Raw genomic sequence first — 18,281 nt, 5'->3', positions numbered from 1 at the left:
CACCCATGCGCACACGTCTCAGTCCCAGGCGCGCCCTGCGCATCGGCGCGAGCTTCGCCGTTCTCCTGATCATGCTGGCCGTGGCGTTGAGCCTCGGCTTCAAGGCCGGTGCCGGCTACGAATGGGCGCGCCTGACGGTCTGCGCGCTGTCCGTGGCCGCATTGCTCACCGCCGTTGCCATCGTGTGGATCGTCATGCGCTCGGTCACCCGTTCGACCCACGACGCCGCGAAGGTATCGGACCGGCTTGACCGGGTCCTGCAGCACGTCAACGCCCCGGATTCCAGAAAAGAAGAACCAGCTACCCCATGAAATCGTTTCTCAATCTCAAGATCGGCACCCGCCTCGGATCGGGCTTCGCCATCGTTCTCCTGCTGCTGATCGGTATCGCGGGCCTCGGGCTCCGTGCGATGTCCGACATCCAGACGCGCCTCAACAGCATCGTCACCGACAACAACACCAAGGTGGCCCTGGTCAACAAGATGGTGGACGCGATCCGCGACATCGCCATCCTCGACGGCAACCTGATCCTCCTGTCCGACGACGCCGCCATGAAGGAGGAGTCGAAGAAGATCGCCGCCGCGCGCGAGCGCTTCACCGAGAGCCGCACCGCGCTGGCCAAGATAGTCATCACGCCGGAAGGCAAGGCGCTGCTCGGACGCATCGACGAGAAGGTGTCCGTGCTCGTGCCGCTGAACACCCAGCTCAGCGAACTCGCCCTGCAGAACAGGAACGAGGAGGCCACCGCGATCTTCATCTCGAAGTTCCAGCCGGCCGTGCGGGCCGCGCTCACCGAACTCGACGCGATGGGCGGGCACGAGGAGAGGCGCTCGCTGAAGGCCAACGAGGAGGCCGGCGCCGGCTACATGTGGTCGCGCAACCTGATGCTGGCATTGGGCAGCCTGGCCGTCCTGCTCGGTGTGGCCATCGCATGGGGCATCACCCGCTCGATCACCAGGCCGATCGGCGCGGCGGTGCAGGTGGCTGAGAAGGTCGCCGGCGGCGACATCAGCGCGCGCATCGAGGTGCGCTCGAAGGACGAGACCGGCCGGCTGATGCTCGCGCTCAAGGAGATGAACGAAAGTCTCGTGAAGATCGTTGGCGAAGTGCGTACGGGGACCGACACGATTGCCACGGCATCGGCGCAGATTGCCTCGGGGAATCAGGATCTTTCGTCGCGTACGGAAGAGCAGGCGAGCTCGCTGGAGCAGACGGCTGCTTCGATGGAAGAACTGACCTCGACAGTGAAGCAGAACGCGGACAACGCACGGCAGGCGAACCAGCTTGCGGTTTCGGCTTCCGAAGTGGCCGTGAAGGGCGGCAGTGTCGTCTCGCAGGTGGTCGACACGATGGGTGCGATCAACACCTCGTCCAAGAAGATCGTGGACATCATCGGCGTGATCGACGGCATCGCTTTCCAGACCAACATCCTCGCACTGAACGCGGCAGTTGAAGCTGCACGTGCAGGTGAGCAAGGTCGCGGCTTTGCGGTGGTGGCTTCGGAAGTTCGCAGCCTGGCTCAACGCTCCGCTGCAGCAGCCAAGGAAATCAAGACCCTCATCGGCGACTCGGTGGAGAAGGTCGAAGAAGGCAGCAAGCAGGTGGAAGAAGCGGGCCGCACGATGGAAGAGATCGTGGGCAGCGTCAAGCGCGTGACGGACATCATGGGCGAGATCACCGCGGCAAGCCAGGAGCAGACCTCTGGCATCGAACAGATCAACCAGGCGATCACGCAGATGGACCAGGTCACGCAGCAGAACGCCGCCCTCGTGGAAGAAGCCTCGGCAGCAGCCCAATCCATGCAGGAACAGGCCAGCACCCTCGTGCGCGCAGTCAGCATCTTCAAGCTCGACGCCAACGCCGTGGCCGCCACGCGCCCCAGCTTCACACGCATCACCCCGATCCCGAAGCCCGCCAGGCCCGTGCCCAAGCGTCCGGCCAAGGCCTTGCCCGTGCGCAGGGAGCCCGCAGCCGCCCCCCGGCTCGCCATGGCCGGCGACGCAAAGGGCGACTGGACCGAGTTTTGAGAAAAAAGGACTCAAGTCCTGCGCTCCGATGCCGATAACAGGATGAACCAGTCCCCTGTTGTTGAAGAAAGAGAGCAATGAGTCTGAAGGATCTGAAAATCGGCACCCGCCTGGGTCTCGGCTTCGCGGCGATGCTGCTGCTGATGGCGCTCATTGCAGGCACGGGCGTGTTGCGGCTCACGAACGTGGGCAACGCGACCGACGAGATGGTGTCGCAGGCGATGGTCAAGGAGCGGCTCGCGAGCGAATGGCTCAGCAACCTGCGCTCCAACACCGTGGCCAATTTCGCCATGGTCAAGACCACGGATCCGGAGATCGCCGCCTACTTCTCGAAGCTCCAGACGGCGGGCTCGGCCCGCATCAGCCCGGCGCAGAAGAAGCTCGAGTCGATGCTGAGCACGCCGGAAGAGAAGGAGCTCTACGCCCGGATCTCGTCCTCCCGCGCGGTGGTGCTGGAGACTGTGGGCGTTCTCAACAAGCTGAAGGACTCGGGCCAGCTCGCGGAGGCCAACAAGCTCGTGGACACCAGGTTCTCCGAGGCCCTGGCCGTGTACGGCGGTGCCGTCGAGGCGCTGGCCAACCACCAGCGGGAGAAGATCGACGAAGCCGCCAAGGGCATCGGCACCGACTTCACCGCGGGCCGCACCACGCTGCTGGTGCTGTCCGCCGTTGCGCTGGTGCTGGGCGCATTGTTCTCCTGGCGCCTGACGCTGGGCATCGTGCGCCCGCTGGGGCACGCGGTGGAGGTCGCCGAGACGGTGGCCGCCGGCGACCTGAGCGCGCGCATCGATGTGGAAAGCCGCGACGAGGCAGGGCAGCTCCTGCAGGCGCTGAAGAACATGAACCAGAGCCTGGCCAAGGTGGTGGGCGAGGTGCGCGAGGGAACGGACACCATCGCCACGGCCTCGAGCCAGATCGCCTCGGGGAACCAGGACCTGTCTTCGCGCACCGAGCAGCAGGCGAGTTCGTTGCAGCAGACGGCGGCTTCGATGGAAGAGCTCACTTCGACGGTCAAGCAGAACGCGGACAACGCGCGGCAGGCAAACCAGCTGGCGGTGTCCGCTTCGGAAGTGGCGGTGAAGGGCGGCAACGTCGTCTCGCAGGTGGTCGACACGATGGGGTCGATCAATGCCTCGTCCAGGAAGATCGTCGACATCATCGGCGTGATCGACGGCATCGCGTTCCAGACAAACATCCTCGCGTTGAATGCAGCGGTCGAAGCCGCGCGTGCTGGTGAGCAAGGTCGTGGCTTCGCGGTGGTGGCTTCGGAAGTCCGCAGCCTTGCCCAACGCTCGGCTGCAGCGGCCAAAGAGATCAAGACACTCATCGGCGACTCGGTCGAAAAGGTCGAAGAGGGCAGCAAGCAGGTGGAAGAAGCAGGCCGCACGATGGAAGAGATCGTGGGCAGCGTCAAGCGCGTGACGGACATCATGGGCGAGATCACCGCGGCGAGCCAGGAGCAGACCTCTGGCATCGAGCAGATCAACCAGGCCATCACGCAGATGGACCAGGTCACGCAACAGAACGCGGCTCTCGTGGAGGAAGCCTCGGCCGCAGCCCAGTCGCTGCGCGAACAGGCCAGCAGCCTTTCCAGCGTCGTAGGCGTGTTCCGTCTCGGCGGCAACCGATTGGCCCTGGCCTGAAGAAGGAGGCCAGACCATGCGCGTCAACCTCCCCGTCACGGGCATCGAATACGAACTGTCGCCCGACGCCGCCCTCGTGTCCCGCACGGACCTGAAGGGCCGCATCACCTACGCCAATCCGGCCTTCATCGAGGCCAGCGGCTTCTCGATGGCCGAGCTCATGGGCAAGGCGCACAACATCGTGCGCCACCCCGACGTGCCGCCCGAGGCTTTCGCCGACCTGTGGCAGACGCTGGCCCAGGGCCTGCCCTGGACCGGACTCATCAAGAACCGTCGCAAGAACGGCGACTTCTACTGGGTGCTGGCCAACGTCACGCCCATCCGCCGCAACGGCCGCACGCAGGGCTACATGTCCGTGCGCAGCAAGCCCGGCCGCATCGAGGTCGCAGAGGCCGAGGCGCTGTACGCCCGCATCCGCGAAGGGCAGGCAAAGGACATCGAACTGCAGCAGGGCGAGGTGGTCTCGCGCGGCTGGACCAGCCCGCTGGCCCGGCTGCGCCGCATTCCGGTGCGCCGCCGTGTGTTCGCTGTGACCTCCGCGGCGGCGCTGCTGTCGCTGGGGCTGGGCATCGCTGGCTGGATGGAGGCGTCGCGGCTGGTCGCATCCGCGGGCGCGCACAGCTGGCTGCCGGGTGCCGTGGCCGTCGGCGGCGCGGGCTTCGCCCTCGCATGGCTGGGGCTGGGCCAGTTCCTGGCTCGCACGGTGTTCCGCCCGCTGGACGAGGCGGTGCATGTCGCGCGCGCCATCGCCGGCGGCGACCTCGCGCGCTTCGAGGTGCGGCGCGGCGACGAGATCACCGGCCTGCTGCGCGCCCTGAACCAGATGAGCGCGAACCTGTTCGCGATCGTCGCGGACGTGGGGGCCAACGTGGCGGGCGTGATGTCGGCATCGAGCCAGATCGCTTCGGGCAACAAGGATCTTTCGTCGCGCACTGAGCAGCAGGCGAGCTCGCTGGAACAGACCGCGGCCTCGATGGAAGAACTGACCTCGACGGTCAAGCAGAACGCGGACAACGCCCTGCAGGCCAACCAGCTGGCCGTATCCGCCTCGGAAGTCGCGGTGAAGGGCGGCAGCGTGGTCTCGCAGGTGGTCGACACGATGGGCTCCATCAATGCCTCGTCGAAGAAGGTCGTCGACATCATCGGCGTGATCGACGGCATCGCGTTCCAGACCAACATCCTGGCGCTCAACGCGGCGGTCGAGGCCGCACGTGCTGGTGAGCAAGGCAAGGGCTTCGCCGTCGTCGCATCCGAGGTGCGAAGCCTCGCCCAGCGTTCGGCGGCAGCAGCCAAGGAAATCAAGACGCTGATCGGCGACTCGGTGGAGAAGGTCGAAGAGGGCAGCAAGCAGGTGGAAGAAGCGGGCCGCACGATGGAAGAAATCGTGGGCAGCGTGAGGCGCGTGACCGACATCATGGGCGAGATCACCGCCGCTAGCCGGGAGCAGACCCAAGGCATCGAGCAGATCAACCAGGCCATCACGCAGATGGACCAGGTCACCCAGCAGAACGCGGCGCTGGTCGAGGAAGCCTCGGCCACCGCCCAGCTGCTGCAGGAGCAGGCCGACGGCCTCGTGAAGGCCGTGCGCGTGTTCAGGGCCGAGACCGCCGAGGCCGTCGCCGAGGCTGCCTGAGTGCGCTTGAAGCCACGCGAACACACCAACCCCATTCAACCCGGAGAAGAAAAGATGCTGAACAAGGCAAAAGATCCCCTGCAACAAGCCGCATCCACGTCGGCAGCGGCCGCTGGCGCGACCCGCCTGGAGGTCGTGACCTTCAAGCTGGGCGAAGAGGAATACGGCATAGACATCCAGAAGGTGCAGGAGCTGCGCGGGTACGACGCGGTGACGCGGATCGCGAACGCGCCGGAATACATCAAGGGGGTGGTGAACCTGCGCGGGATCATCGTTCCGATCATCGACATGCGCATCAAGTTCAGGCTGGGCGAGCCGACGTACGACCAGTTCACGGTGGTGATCGTGCTGAACATCGGAGGTCGCGTGGTGGGGATGGTGGTGGACAGCGTGTCGGACGTGATCACGCTGACGGCGGAGCAGATCAAGCCCGCGCCGGAGATGGGTTCCGTGCTGGACGCGGATTACCTGATCGGGCTGGGCACGCTGGAGGAGCGGATGCTGATCCTGGTGGACATCGACCGGCTCATGTCCAGCGAGGAGATGGGCCTGGTCGAAGCCGCCGCCACCGCCTGAGACCGGCGCCACGGCAGCACAGCTGTAAGGCCTGGCCCGGCTCCCAATCTTCCACCCCTGAACGCCTGCACCATGAACTTCCTCTCCAACCTTCGCATCGGCAACCGGCTGGCGCTGGCCTTCGCCATCGTCCTGGGCCTCACCGTGGTCTCGACCGCCATCGCGCTGGTCTCCGCGCGCAGCAACGCGGAGGCCACGCGGGTCATGATGCGCAGCCCGCTCGCGAAGGAGCGGCTGATCTCCGACTGGTACGTGCTGACCTACTCGGCCATCGCCCGCACGTCGATGATCGCCCGCACCACCGACGAGAGCCTGCCGGTGGTGTTCGCCGACGTCATTTCCGACAGCGTGAAGAAGGGCAGCGAGACCATCGCCAAGGTCGAGAAGCTGCTGGTGACCGACGAGGAGAAGGCGATCCTCAAGTCCATCATCGAGCTGCGCGCGAAGTACCAGGCCGCGAAGGACGACGTGGGAAAGGCCAAGGCGGGTGGCGACACGGTGGCTACCGCGCGGGTCTTCAAGGAAGTCTTCCAGCCGGCCGCCAAGGCCTATGAAACCCGCGTGCTGGACCTGCTGTCGCTGGAGCGCAAGGCCATCGACGACATGAGCGAGGCCATCGACGCGGCCAATACGCGCAGCTTCAACCTGCAGCTGCTGCTGACCGTGCTGGTCGTTGTCAGCGGCGGCGTCTTCGCGTTCTTCATCTCGCGCAGCATCGTGCGCCCGCTGGCACAGGCCGTGCAGGTGGCGGAGACGGTTGCGGCGGGCGACCTGAGCGCGAACATCGAGGTGCGCAGCCGCGACGAGGCGGGCCAGCTGATGCAGGCGCTGAAGAACATGAACACGAATCTGGCGAAAGTGGTTGGCGAGGTGCGCACGGGCACCGAGACCATCGCGACGGCTTCGGGGCAGATCGCCTCGGGCAATCAGGACCTGTCTTCGCGTACGGAGCAGCAGGCTAGTTCTCTGGAGCAGACGGCTGCTTCGATGGAGGAGCTGACCTCGACGGTGAAGCAGAACGCGGACAACGCGCGGCAGGCCAACCAGCTCGCGGTCTCGGCTTCCGAGGTGGCCGTGAAGGGCGGCAACGTCGTGTCCCAGGTGGTCGACACCATGGGGGCGATCAACACCTCGTCCAGGAAGATCGTGGACATCATCGGCGTGATCGACGGCATCGCTTTCCAGACCAACATCCTCGCGCTGAACGCTGCTGTCGAAGCCGCACGTGCAGGTGAACAAGGTCGCGGCTTCGCCGTGGTGGCATCGGAAGTTCGCAGCCTGGCTCAGCGTTCCGCATCTGCAGCCAAGGAAATCAAGACGCTGATCGGCGACTCGGTGGAGAAAGTCGAAGAGGGCAGCAAGCAGGTGGAAGAAGCAGGCCGCACGATGGAAGAGATCGTGGGCAGCGTGAAGCGCGTGACCGACATCATGGGCGAGATCACTGCGGCGAGCCAGGAGCAGACCTCGGGCATCGAGCAGATCAACCAGGCCATCACGCAGATGGATCAGGTCACCCAGCAGAACGCGGCCCTCGTGGAAGAAGCCTCGGCAGCAGCCCAGTCGCTGCGTGAGCAGGCCGGAAGCCTCTCGCAGGTGGTCGGCGTGTTCCGCCTCGGAGTCGGCCATGCCGAAGATCAGTCGCATCGACTGACCTTCGCAGCGTCGGCGGCATGAGCGAAGAAACGGAAGGCAACACAATGCAGTGGTTCCAGAATCTTCGCGTCACCGTCCGGCTGATCATCAGCTTTCTCGTGGTCGCGGCCATCGGCGCCGCCGTGAGCGCGCTCGGCATCTTTCACATGGGGCGCATCAGCGCATCGACCGAGGCGCTCTATGCCAACGAGCTTCGCGCCCTGCAGGCCGTACAGGACGCCAACATCCGCCTGCTGTACGCCAGCCGCGCGCAGATGACGCTGCTGTCGGCCGGCACGCGCGGCGAGCGCAACGCGGGCGCGAACGAGGTCAAAGCATCCATCGAGAGCCTTTCGGCGCGCGCCGCCGAGGTCAAGTCCTTCTTCGGCGAGACCGAGGACGGCGCGAAGCTGTTCGGCCAGTTCGAGGGGCTGATCGGGCCGCTGACGGCGCACATGAACGACTTCGTGGCCCTGCTGAACAAGCAGCCGCTGGACAGCTCCCAGTTCGACAACCAGGTGACCGAGGACAGCGCGCGCCTGCTGAAGGAATCGCGCGGGCTGGAGGAAGTGCTCCAGCGCATGGTCGCCTACAGCAAGGACCTTGCACGCGAACGCGCCGCGCAGGCCGACGGAACCTACAAGACCTCCAGACTGACGATGCTCGGGCTGGCGCTGGCCGGCATCGTGGTCAGCGTCGGGCTGGGTGTGCTGGTGGCGCGCCTGATGGGGCGGCAGCTCGGCGGCGAGCCGCAGTACGCCGCCGACGTGGTCGGCCGCATCGCCGGCGGCGACCTGTCGCTGGCTGTCGAGGCCGACGCTGCGCACGACGGCAGCCTGCTGCGCTCCATCCAGAAGATGCAGTCGCAGCTGACGTCGATCGTCGTGGAGATCAAGGATTCGAGCGAAACCATCGCCACGGCGTCGAGCCAGATTGCTTCGGGGAATCAGGATCTCTCTTCCAGAACCGAAGAGCAGGCGAGTTCGCTGGAGCAGACCGCTGCTTCGATGGAAGAGTTGACCTCGACGGTCAAGCAGAACGCGGACAACGCACGGCAGGCGAACCAGCTGGCCGTGTCTGCCTCGGAAGTCGCGGTGAAGGGCGGCAACGTCGTGTCCCAGGTAGTGGACACGATGGGCTCCATCAATGCTTCGTCCAAGAAGATCGTCGACATCATCGGCGTGATCGATGGCATCGCCTTCCAGACCAACATCCTCGCGCTGAATGCGGCGGTCGAAGCTGCACGTGCTGGTGAGCAAGGTCGCGGCTTTGCCGTGGTGGCCTCGGAAGTCCGCAGCCTGGCTCAGCGTTCCGCAGCTGCAGCCAAGGAAATCAAGACGCTGATCGGCGACTCGGTGGAGAAAGTCGAAGAGGGCAGCAAGCAGGTGGAAGAAGCAGGCCGCACGATGGAAGAGATCGTGGGCAGCGTGAAGCGCGTGACCGACATCATGGGCGAGATCACCGCGGCGAGCCAGGAGCAGACCTCGGGCATCGAGCAGATCAACCAGGCCATCACGCAGATGGATCAGGTGACGCAACAGAACGCCGCCCTCGTGGAAGAAGCCTCGGCTGCAGCCCAGTCGCTGCAGGAGCAGGCCGGCATCCTCGTGCGCGCAGTCAGCATCTTCAGGCTGGGCGAAGACCAGCAAGCCGCGTCCCGTGCGCAGGTCGAAGCGCCAGCCCTCCCGCGCGCCACTCCATCGCTGCCCGCGACGCCGCAACTGGCGGTCGCCGGTGCAGGTGCCGGCGACTGGCGCGAGTTCTGAGCCGGGAGCCTTCTTCATGAATACCGCGAACCCCGCGAAGCGCGAACACGCCTTCGTTCCGCTGGCCCGCACCATGACCCTGGCCGCGGCCGGCGGCATGCTGCTGGTGGCGACACTGGTGCTGGCGGTCTTCTACGCAATGGCTTCCGCGCAGCAGAAGCGCAGCGCCGCCCAGTACGCCAATGCGAAGGCCGAGGCCATCGCCCGTTCGCTGGACATCTTCGACCAGACCATGCGCCTCACGGCGGAGAACGCCTTCGGTGTCTTCCGGCGCCAGTTCGCGTCCAGCTTCGTGCTCGACAGCGCGGGGCAGGGAACCTTGAGCAGCGACGGCACGCCCATCGACGCAGCGCGCATCGCCGAGGTGGATGCCTTCGCGCGCGACTTCCCCGGCGCCAATGCGACCGTGTTCATCGCGCAGGGCGACGATTTCCGCCGCGTCACCACCTCGGTGAAGAAGGAGAACGGCGAGCGCGCCGTCGGCACGCTGCTGGACCGCAAGAGCGGGGCCTACCCCATGCTGCGCGAGGGCAAGCGCTTCGTGGGGCGCATCACGCTCTTCGGGCGTCCCTACATGACCGTCTACGAGCCGGTGCGCGACGCGGCGGGCCGCGTCGTGGCGGTGCTCTACATCGGCCTGGACATTTCCCGGCAGCAGGCCTCCTTCGGCGAAGCCGTGAGCGGAACGCGGATCTTCGAAACCGGCGGGCTCTACATCGTCGACCCCGCGGGCGCCGCCGGCGCGGCAACGCTGGTCTTCCATCCGACGGCGGCCGGCAGGAAGCTGGCCGAGTTCATGCCCGAAGGCGCATCGGCAGGCTGGCTCTCGCGGATCTCGGCTGCAGACGCGACATGGATCGACGACGCGCGCCCGGTGCTCGCCTCGGGCGACGGCAACCGGCGCTATGCCTCGGTGGCCAGGAGCGAGGCGGCGGGCTGGCTGGCGGTGGCGGAGTTTCCCGCTTCGGAAGTGCTGGCGGTGCTCTATCGCCAGATGGCCTGGATCGGCGCCTGCATCGTGCTGGCGGCCCTGGTGCTGGGCGTCGCGCTGATTGTCTTCATCCGCCGCACGGTGCGGCCGCTCGGCCTGCTCAGCGAGCACGTGCAGGCCCTCGGCCGCGGCGACCTGTCGCGGCAGCTGGCCTCCGACCGCCGCGACGAGATGGGCGTGATCACCCGCGCCGTGGAAAGCATGCGCCGGAGCCTGGCCGGCGTGGTGAGCGGCGTGCGCGCCGGCACCGATGCCATCGCCACCGCCTCGGGCCAGATCTCGGCCGGCAACCAGGACCTCTCGGTGCGCACCGAAGAGCAGGCCAGTTCGCTGCAGCAGACTGCGGCATCGATGGAAGAGCTCACCGGCACGGTGAAGCAGAACGCAGACAACGCGCGGCAGGCCAACCAGCTGGCGCTGTCGGCCTCCGGGGTGGCGCTAAGGGGCGGCGAAGTGGTCGGCCAGGTGGTGGACACCATGGCCTCGATCCATGCCTCGTCGAAGAAGATCGTGGACATCACCGGCGTGATCGACGGCATCGCTTTCCAGACCAACATCCTCGCGCTGAACGCGGCGGTCGAGGCCGCGCGTGCCGGCGAGCAGGGCAAGGGCTTCGCTGTCGTCGCATCCGAGGTGCGAAGCCTCGCCCAGCGCTCGGCCGCCGCTGCCAGGGAAATCAAGGGCCTGATCGACGACTCCGTCGGCAAGGTCGACGCGGGCACCGCCCTGGTGGGCGAGGCCGGACGGACCATGGAAGAGATCGTGGGCAGCGTCCGGCGCGTGACCGACATCATCGGAGAGATCAGCGCCGCGAGCCAGGAGCAGACCTCCGGCATCGAACAGATCAACCAGGCCATCGCGCAGATGGACGAGGCGACGCAGCAGAACGCTTCGCTCGTCGAGGAGGCCTCGGCGGCCGCCCAGTCGCTGCGCGAACAGGCCGGCGGCCTCGTGCAGGCCGTCAGCATTTTCAAACTGGACGAAGAACCGCGGCGCCCCGCGCGCGTCGAGCCGTCGCTTGCCGCGGCACCGCGGCTGGCCGTCTCCAGTGCCGGTGCCAGTGCCGGTGCCGGCGACTGGCGCGAGTTCTGAACCCGGCAAGGACCCGAACAACACACGCTATCGGGCTGCGGCCCCCCAAGGAAAGATCATCAAAACCTTCTACAACCTCAAGATCGCGACCAAGCTTCTTGTGTCGTTCGTCGCGGTCCTCGTGCTCACGGCCTGCCTGGGCGTGATTTCCGTGATGCAGCTGGGCAAGGTCCACGAGATGTCCACTGACCTCTCGACCAACTGGCTGCCGGCCACACGCTCGCTGCTCGAGCTCAAGGGAATGGTGTCGGGCTTCCGCACGCAGGAGATGGCACACGCGCTGTCGGGCTCGTTCAACGAGATGGCCGAGTACGAGAAGGCGATGGACGCCTCGTGGGCAGCGCTGCAGAAGAAGCGCGCCGAATACGAGGCGCTCATCTCGGAGCCCGAGGAGCGCGAGGTCTACCCGGTGTTCGCGAAGCTGCTGTCGCAGTACGAGCTGGAGCACAAGAAGATCGTTGCCGTTTCCCACACGCAGGACACGGACCAGGTGAGCAACATGATCCGCGGCAAGTCGCTGCAGCTCAGCCGCGAGATGAACGCCGCGCTGGACAAGCTCACGCAGGTGAACCTGGCGGGCGCCGTCCGCGCGGGCCAGACAGCCGACGCCGTGCATGCGCAGGCCAGGCTGTGGGTGATCGGCCTGCTGCTGGGCGCCGTGGCGCTCGGCCTCGGACTGGCGCTGTGGATCGCGCGCATCGTCGCCCGGCCGCTGGAAGAAGCCGTGAAGGTGGCCCAGTCTGTCGCTTCGGGCGACCTGACCAGCCGCATCGAGGCGCACACGACGGACGAGACCGGGCAGCTGCTCGATGCATTGAAGGGCATGAACGACAGCCTCGTGAAGATCGTCGGCGAGGTACGCACGGGGACCGACACGATTGCCACGGCATCGGCGCAGATTGCCTCGGGGAATCAGGATCTTTCGTCGCGTACGGAAGAGCAGGCGAGCTCGCTGGAGCAGACCGCCGCGTCGATGGAAGAGCTGACCTCGACGGTGAAGCAGAACGCGGACAACGCGCGGCAAGCCAATCAGCTGGCTGTGTCTGCCTCGGAAGTCGCAGTGAAGGGCGGCAGTGTGGTCTCGCAAGTGGTCGACACGATGGGCGCGATCAACACCTCGTCCAAGAAGATCGTCGACATCATCGGCGTGATCGATGGCATCGCCTTCCAGACCAACATCCTGGCCCTGAATGCAGCGGTCGAAGCCGCACGCGCAGGCGAGCAAGGTCGCGGCTTTGCGGTGGTGGCCTCGGAAGTCCGCAGTCTGGCTCAACGCTCCGCTGCTGCAGCCAAGGAAATCAAGACGCTGATCGGCGACTCGGTGGAGAAGGTCGAAGAGGGCAGCAAGCAGGTCGAAGAAGCCGGCCGCACGATGGAAGAGATCGTGGGCAGCGTCAAGCGCGTGACGGACATCATGGGCGAGATCACCGCTGCAAGCCAGGAGCAGACCTCGGGCATCGAGCAGATCAACCAGGCCATCACGCAGATGGACCAGGTGACGCAGCAGAACGCGGCTCTCGTGGAAGAAGCCTCGGCAGCAGCCCAATCCATGCAGGAACAGGCCAGCACCCTCGTCCAGTCCGTGAGCATCTTCAAGCTCGATGCCAACGCCATGGCGACCACGCGTCCGGGCTTCACGCGCATCACGCCGATCCCCAAGGCTGCAAAGCCCACCCCGAAACGCCCGGCCAAGGCCTTGCCGAAGCGCCAGGAGCCGAAAGCTGCACCGCAGCTCGCCATGGCTGGAGACGCCAAGGGCGACTGGACGGAATTCTGAAAACCGGAGAAGGAAGTCAAATGAACTTGAGCAACCTGAAAATCGGCACCCGACTGGGCCTCGGCTTCGCGCTGGTGCTGCTCCTGATGGCGGTCATCGCCGCCACCGGCGTGCTGCGCCTGGCGAGCGTGGGCAAGGCCACCGAAGAAGTGATGCAGCACGCCCTGGTCAAGGAGCGGCTGGCGAACCAGTGGTCCGTGCTGCTCGGACCGGCGATCTCCAACTCCTTCGCGATGGTCAAGGCCACCGACCCCAAGGTCGTCGCCTACTTCGAGAAGGCCCGGGCCGACAAGTCGGCGCTGATCAACCCGGTGCAGAAGAAGCTCGAGGAGCTGCTGAGTTCCCCGGAAGAGAAGAAGCTGTATGCCGGCGTGGCCGAGCCGCGCGGGCTCGTGCTGTCCATCATCGGCAAGATCAACAAGCTCAAGGCCGAAGGGAAGAACGAAGAGGCCATGGAGTTGGCCGACACCCAGTTCGCGGCCGCGCTCGCCGTCTACGAGGAAGCCGTCGCCAAGATCGCGTCGTACCAGCGCGACCGCATCGACGAACTTGCACGGGACATCGAGGCCGAGCACTCCAACGGCGAGACCACGCTGCTGGTGCTGTCGGCCATCGCGCTGGTGCTGGGCACTCTGTTCGCGTGGCGCCTGACGCGGGGCATCGTGCGCCCGCTGGGGCACGCAGTGGAGGTGGCCGAGACGGTGGCCGCCGGCGACCTGAGCGCGAACATCGTGGTGCAGAGCCGCGACGAGACAGGGCAGCTGATGCATGCGCTGCGCGAGATGAATGCCAGCCTGGCGAAGGTGGTGGGCGAGGTGCGCATGGGCACCGACACGATCGCCACCGCCTCGGGGCAGATTGCGGCGGGAAATCAGGATCTGTCGTCGCGTACGGAAGAGCAGGCGAGCTCGCTGGAGCAGACCGCTGCTTCGATGGAAGAGTTGACCTCGACGGTCAAGCAGAACGCCGACAACGCACGGCAGGCGAACCAGCTTGCGGTCTCGGCTTCCGAAGTGGCCGTGAAGGGCGGCAACGTCGTGTCCCAGGTGGTGGACACGATGGGCTCCATCAATGCTTCGTCCAAGAAGATCGTCGACATCATCGGTGTGATCGATGGCATCGCCTTCCAGACCAACATCCTGGCGCTGAACGCTGCTGTCGAAGCCGCACGTGCAGGTGAACAAGGTCGCGGCTTTGCCGTGGTGGCTTCGGAAGTCCGCAGCCTGGCTCAACGCTCCGCTGCTGCAGCCAAGGAAATCAAGACGCTGATCGGCGACTCGGTGGAGAAGGTCGAAGAGGGCAGCAAGCAGGTCGAAGAAGCCGGCCGCACGATGGAAGAGATCGTGGGCAGCGTCAAGCGCGTGACGGACATCATGGGCGAGATCACAGCTGCAAGCCAGGAGCAGACCTCGGGCATCGAGCAGATCAACCAGGCCATCACGCAGATGGACCAGGTGACGCAGCAGAACGCGGCTCTCGTGGAAGAAGCCTCGGCAGCAGCCCAGTCGCTGCAGGAACAGGCCAGCAGCCTCGTGCGCGCGGTCAGCGTCTTCAAGCTCGACGCCAACGCCGTTGCCACCACGCGCCCCGGCTTCACGCGCATCACCCCGATCCCGAAGCCCGCCAAGCCCGCGCCCAAGCGCCCCGCCAAGGCCCTGCCCACGCGGCAGCAGTCCAAGGCAGCGCCGCAACTCGCCATGGCCGGCGACGCAAAGGGCGACTGGACCGAGTTCTGACACTCAACTTTCGGCGGCACCTGCCGATATAGACACCAAGGCATCGCATCGGATCGATGTGATCGAGACGATCGAGATGATCGAGCGATCGATGCCACTGCAACTCACACACCTCATCGACAGGTAAAGCCATATGTCCGGAAGTTTGTTCTACACGGGTCTGAGCGGCCTCGGCGTCGCGCGCACCGCGCTGATGACCACCGCCCACAACACCGCCAACGCCTACACCACTGGCTACAGCCGCCAGGTGGCCGAGATCGCCACCGGCGGCGCCATCTCGAGCGGCTCGGGCTTCATCGGCTCGGGCGCCAACGTCACGACCGTCTCGCGCAGCTATGACCGCTACCTGACGGCGCAGCTGTCCATGGCGCAGTCGGCCTCGGCCGCGCTCGCCACCAACGGCACGCAGGTCAGCCGCATCGACACGCTGCTGGCCGACAAGACCTCGGGCATCGCCCCGCTGATGCAGAGCTTCTTCACCAGCATCCAGGGCGTTGCCAACACGCCGGCCGACCCGGCCGCGCGCCAGCAGATGATCAGCTCGGCGCAGGCGCTGGCCGGCAAGTTCCGCTCGACCGACCAGTACCTGTCCGACCTGAACTCCTCGATCAACGACCAGATCGTCGGCAGCGTGGACCAGATCAACACCTACGCCGGCAAGATCGCCAGCCTCAACCAGCAGATCAGCCAGATCAGCGCCATGGCCGGCGGCCAGCCGCCCAACGACCTGCTCGACCAGCGCGACCAGCTCGTGAGCGACCTCAGCCAGATCGTCGACGTGAAGGTGCTGCAGCAGGACAACGGCAAGTACAACGTGTTCATCGCCTCCGGCCAGTCGCTGGTGGTGGGCGACTACGCGTCCACCATGGCGGCCGTGAGTTCCGCGGCCGATCCGTCGCGCAAGGTCGTGGCGCTGCAGGGCTTCGCGGGCAGCACCGCCGAGCTGGGTGACGGCGTCATCACCGGCGGCGTGCTGGGCGGCCTGCTGTCCTTCCGCCGCGACACGCTCATTCCCACGCAGAACGCCATCGGCCGGCTCGCCATGTCGGTGGCCGACGCGGTGAACGCCCAGCACAAGCTGGGCGTGGACCTGAGCGGCGCGCTGGGCAAGGACTTCTTCACGCAGGCCACGCCGGCGGCGCTCTCGAACGCGAAGAACACGGGCAACCTCGAGATCGGCGCCTCGATCTCCAACGCCTCGCAGCTCACGACCAGCGACTACAGCGTGGAAGTCACCAACGTGGCCGGCACGCTCACCTACAACGTCACCCGCCTGTCGGACAAGCAGTCGATGGGCGCGTTCACCACCTTCCCGATCACCTTCGACGGCGTGAGCCTCGCGGCCGCCAGCGGCACCGCGCAGGCCGGCGATTCGTTCCTGATCCAGCCCACGCGCACTGGCGCGCGCGACCTCGACGTGGTCACGCTCGACCCCTCCAAGGTGGCGGCGGCATCGCCCATCGTCACCGGCAACACCGCGGGCAACAAGGGAACCGGCGCGCTGGGCGCGGCCACCGTGGACGCGAGCTACCCCGCGACGCCGCTGGCCGCGAACCTCACGCTGAGCTACGACGCCGCCACCGGCAGCCTGACGGGCTTTCCCGCGACCTCGGCCGTGACCGTCACGCTGGCCAACGGCACCAGCACCACCTATGCGGCCGGCGCGCCCGTGCCCTACACCGCCGGCGCGAAGATGAGCTTCGACGGCGTCAGCGTCACCATGACCGGCGCGCCCTCGAATGGCGACACCTTCACCATCGGCAAGAACACCTCCGGCGTGTCGGACGGCAGCAACGCGCTGCTGCTGGGCGCGCTGCAGCGCAAGACCCTGATGGCCAACGGCACGGCCACCTTCAACGGCGCCTACTCGCAGATCGTCAGCGAAGTCGGCAACCGCTCCATGGCCATCAAGGTGGCCGCCACCACGCAGGACAGCGTCACCAGCCAGATCAAGGCCAGCCGCGACTCCATCTCGGGCGTGGTGCAGGACGAGGAAACCGCCAACCTGCTGATGTTCCAGCAGATGTACCAGGCCAACGCGAAGGTGATCCAGACCGCCTCGACCATCTTCGACACCATCCTCGGCATCGGCCGCTGAGCCCGGAGCTCGTCCGGAAGATCCACAAAGTCAAGGCAAAGCGATGCGCATCAGCACCCAATCCTTCTACGATCAGAACGTGCTGGCCATGGGCCAGCAGCAGCAGAAGCTGTTCAAGGTCCAGCAGCAGCTGGCCACCAACTCCAAGTTCCTCTCGGCCGGCGACGACCCGGTGGGCGCGGCCCGCGCGCTCGGCGTGAGCCAGACGCTCTCGGAGATCTCGCAGTACGCCACCAGCCGCCAGCGCGCGTCGCTGTCGCTGTCCAACGAGGAGAACGCCCTCGACTCGGTGACCTCGATCCTGCAGAACATCAAGACCCTGACCGTGCAGGCCGGCGGCGCCGCGCTGTCGGATGCCGACCGCGCATCGATCGCCACCGCCATCCAGAGCAGCTACGACCAGCTCGTGGGCATCGCCAACTCCACCGACAGCAACGGCCAGTACCTGTTCGCGGGCTTCAAGAGCGGCACGCCGCCCTTCGTGGCCGCGGCCGGCGGCAGCCTGCAGTACGTGGGCGACCAGGGCCAGCGGCTGATGCAGGTCGACGTGGCGCGGCAGATGCCCACCTCGGACGACGGCCGCACCGTCTTCCAGTCGGTGCAGGGCAGCGCAGGCTACGTGGCGTCCGGCGCGCCCGCCAACACCGGCACCGGCGTGTTCGGCTCCGTCAGCGCGACCGACGCCACCGCGCCGAACTACGGCAAGGACTTCACCATCTCCTTCACCGCCACCGACTACACGGTGATGACCAAGGACACCCCCCCGGTGGTCGCGGCCACGGGCACCTTCTCGCCCGACACGCCCATCAGCTTCGGCGGCGTGCAGGTCAAGATCACGGGCAAGCCGGCGGCGGGCGACAGCTTCGACGTGTCGACCGCGAAGAACGCGGGCACCGACGTGTTCGCGGCCATCGGCGAACTGGTGAGCGCGCTGCGCACGCCGCTGACCGGCGGCGGCGCGGCCGCCCAGGCGAAGCTGCAGAACGCGCTGAGCACGGCCAACGTGAAGGTGACGAACGCGCACGACAACGTGCTGACGGTGCTGTCGTCGGTCGGATCGCGGCAGGCCGAGATCGATTCGCTGGATTCGGGCGGAGCGGACCGCAAGCTGCAGGAAGAGTCGTACCTGTCTTCCATCGAAGACCTCGACCCGTACACCGCGATCTCGGAGTTCTATCAGCGCCAGTCCTCGCTGCAGGCCACGCAGATGACCTTTGCTCGGCTCAACAGCATTTCGTTGTTCAACTACCTCTAGAGGAAGGACGCGGCGGCCCGAGGGGCCGCCGGTTTCCGCGGCGGGCGGAATCCACC

Annotated in this window: 12 protein-coding genes; all 12 read left to right on the top strand. The window is 66.4% G+C overall.

Going from position 1 to position 18,281, the window contains the following annotated elements; all coding sequences use genetic code 11:
* Positions 1 to 5: 5 nt before the first annotated feature.
* The 12 genes from EJP69_RS18160 to flgL all read left to right on the top strand — a co-directional run bounded on the left by EJP69_RS18160 (position 6) and on the right by flgL (position 18,225).
* Complete coding sequence (locus EJP69_RS18160) at positions 6 to 311, top strand: hypothetical protein (RefSeq protein WP_093302117.1); 306 nt, start codon at positions 6 to 8, stop codon at positions 309 to 311.
* Positions 308 to 2,026, top strand: coding sequence for a methyl-accepting chemotaxis protein (locus EJP69_RS18155; protein ID WP_126471897.1), 1,719 nt, complete (start codon positions 308 to 310; stop codon positions 2,024 to 2,026). Before EJP69_RS18160 ends, EJP69_RS18155 begins: the two co-directional genes overlap by 4 nt.
* Positions 2,027 to 2,103: 77 nt before the next feature.
* On the top strand, positions 2,104 to 3,669 hold the full coding sequence (locus tag EJP69_RS18150) for a methyl-accepting chemotaxis protein (protein ID WP_126471895.1): 1,566 nt from the start codon (positions 2,104 to 2,106) through the stop codon (positions 3,667 to 3,669).
* A gap of 16 nt (positions 3,670 to 3,685) precedes the next feature.
* Entirely contained in the window at positions 3,686 to 5,302 is a 1,617-nt protein-coding gene (locus EJP69_RS18145) for a methyl-accepting chemotaxis protein (protein WP_126471893.1), read from the top strand.
* Between the two features lie 54 nt (positions 5,303 to 5,356).
* Positions 5,357 to 5,878, top strand: coding sequence for a chemotaxis protein CheW (locus EJP69_RS18140; RefSeq protein WP_093445745.1), 522 nt, complete (start codon positions 5,357 to 5,359; stop codon positions 5,876 to 5,878).
* Positions 5,879 to 5,950: 72 nt separating this feature from the next.
* Positions 5,951 to 7,552 (top strand): methyl-accepting chemotaxis protein, encoded by a 1,602-nt coding sequence (locus EJP69_RS18135; protein WP_126471891.1) that lies wholly within the window; start codon positions 5,951 to 5,953, stop codon positions 7,550 to 7,552.
* Positions 7,553 to 7,575: 23 nt separating this feature from the next.
* Positions 7,576 to 9,276 carry a methyl-accepting chemotaxis protein gene (locus EJP69_RS18130; protein ID WP_126471889.1) on the top strand — a complete coding sequence of 567 codons (1,701 nt, stop codon included), beginning with the start codon at positions 7,576 to 7,578 and terminating at the stop codon, positions 9,274 to 9,276.
* A gap of 16 nt (positions 9,277 to 9,292) precedes the next feature.
* Positions 9,293 to 11,359, top strand: a complete 2,067-nt coding sequence (locus tag EJP69_RS18125; protein WP_126471887.1) for a methyl-accepting chemotaxis protein — start codon at positions 9,293 to 9,295, stop codon at positions 11,357 to 11,359.
* Positions 11,360 to 11,417: 58 nt separating this feature from the next.
* Entirely contained in the window at positions 11,418 to 13,136 is a 1,719-nt protein-coding gene (locus EJP69_RS18120) for a methyl-accepting chemotaxis protein (protein ID WP_126472055.1), read from the top strand.
* Between the two features lie 20 nt (positions 13,137 to 13,156).
* The gene (locus EJP69_RS18115) at positions 13,157 to 14,872 is read left to right on the top strand and encodes a methyl-accepting chemotaxis protein (RefSeq protein ID WP_093197895.1); all 1,716 of its coding nucleotides are present in this window, start codon (positions 13,157 to 13,159) and stop codon (positions 14,870 to 14,872) included.
* Positions 14,873 to 15,005: 133 nt separating this feature from the next.
* Positions 15,006 to 16,970: a flagellar hook-associated protein FlgK gene (flgK, locus tag EJP69_RS18110; RefSeq protein WP_093197893.1), complete on the top strand. Its 1,965-nt coding sequence runs from the start codon at positions 15,006 to 15,008 to the stop codon at positions 16,968 to 16,970.
* Between the two features lie 43 nt (positions 16,971 to 17,013).
* Complete coding sequence (gene flgL, locus EJP69_RS18105) at positions 17,014 to 18,225, top strand: flagellar hook-associated protein FlgL (RefSeq protein ID WP_126471885.1); 1,212 nt, start codon at positions 17,014 to 17,016, stop codon at positions 18,223 to 18,225.
* Positions 18,226 to 18,281: the final 56 nt, after the last annotated feature.

This window comes from Variovorax gossypii (assembly GCF_003965815.1).
GTDB classification, from domain to species: Bacteria; Pseudomonadota; Gammaproteobacteria; order Burkholderiales; family Burkholderiaceae_C; genus Variovorax; species Variovorax gossypii.
Note: the sequence above shows the minus strand (reverse complement) of the source record. Positions and strands in the feature narration are given on the sequence as shown.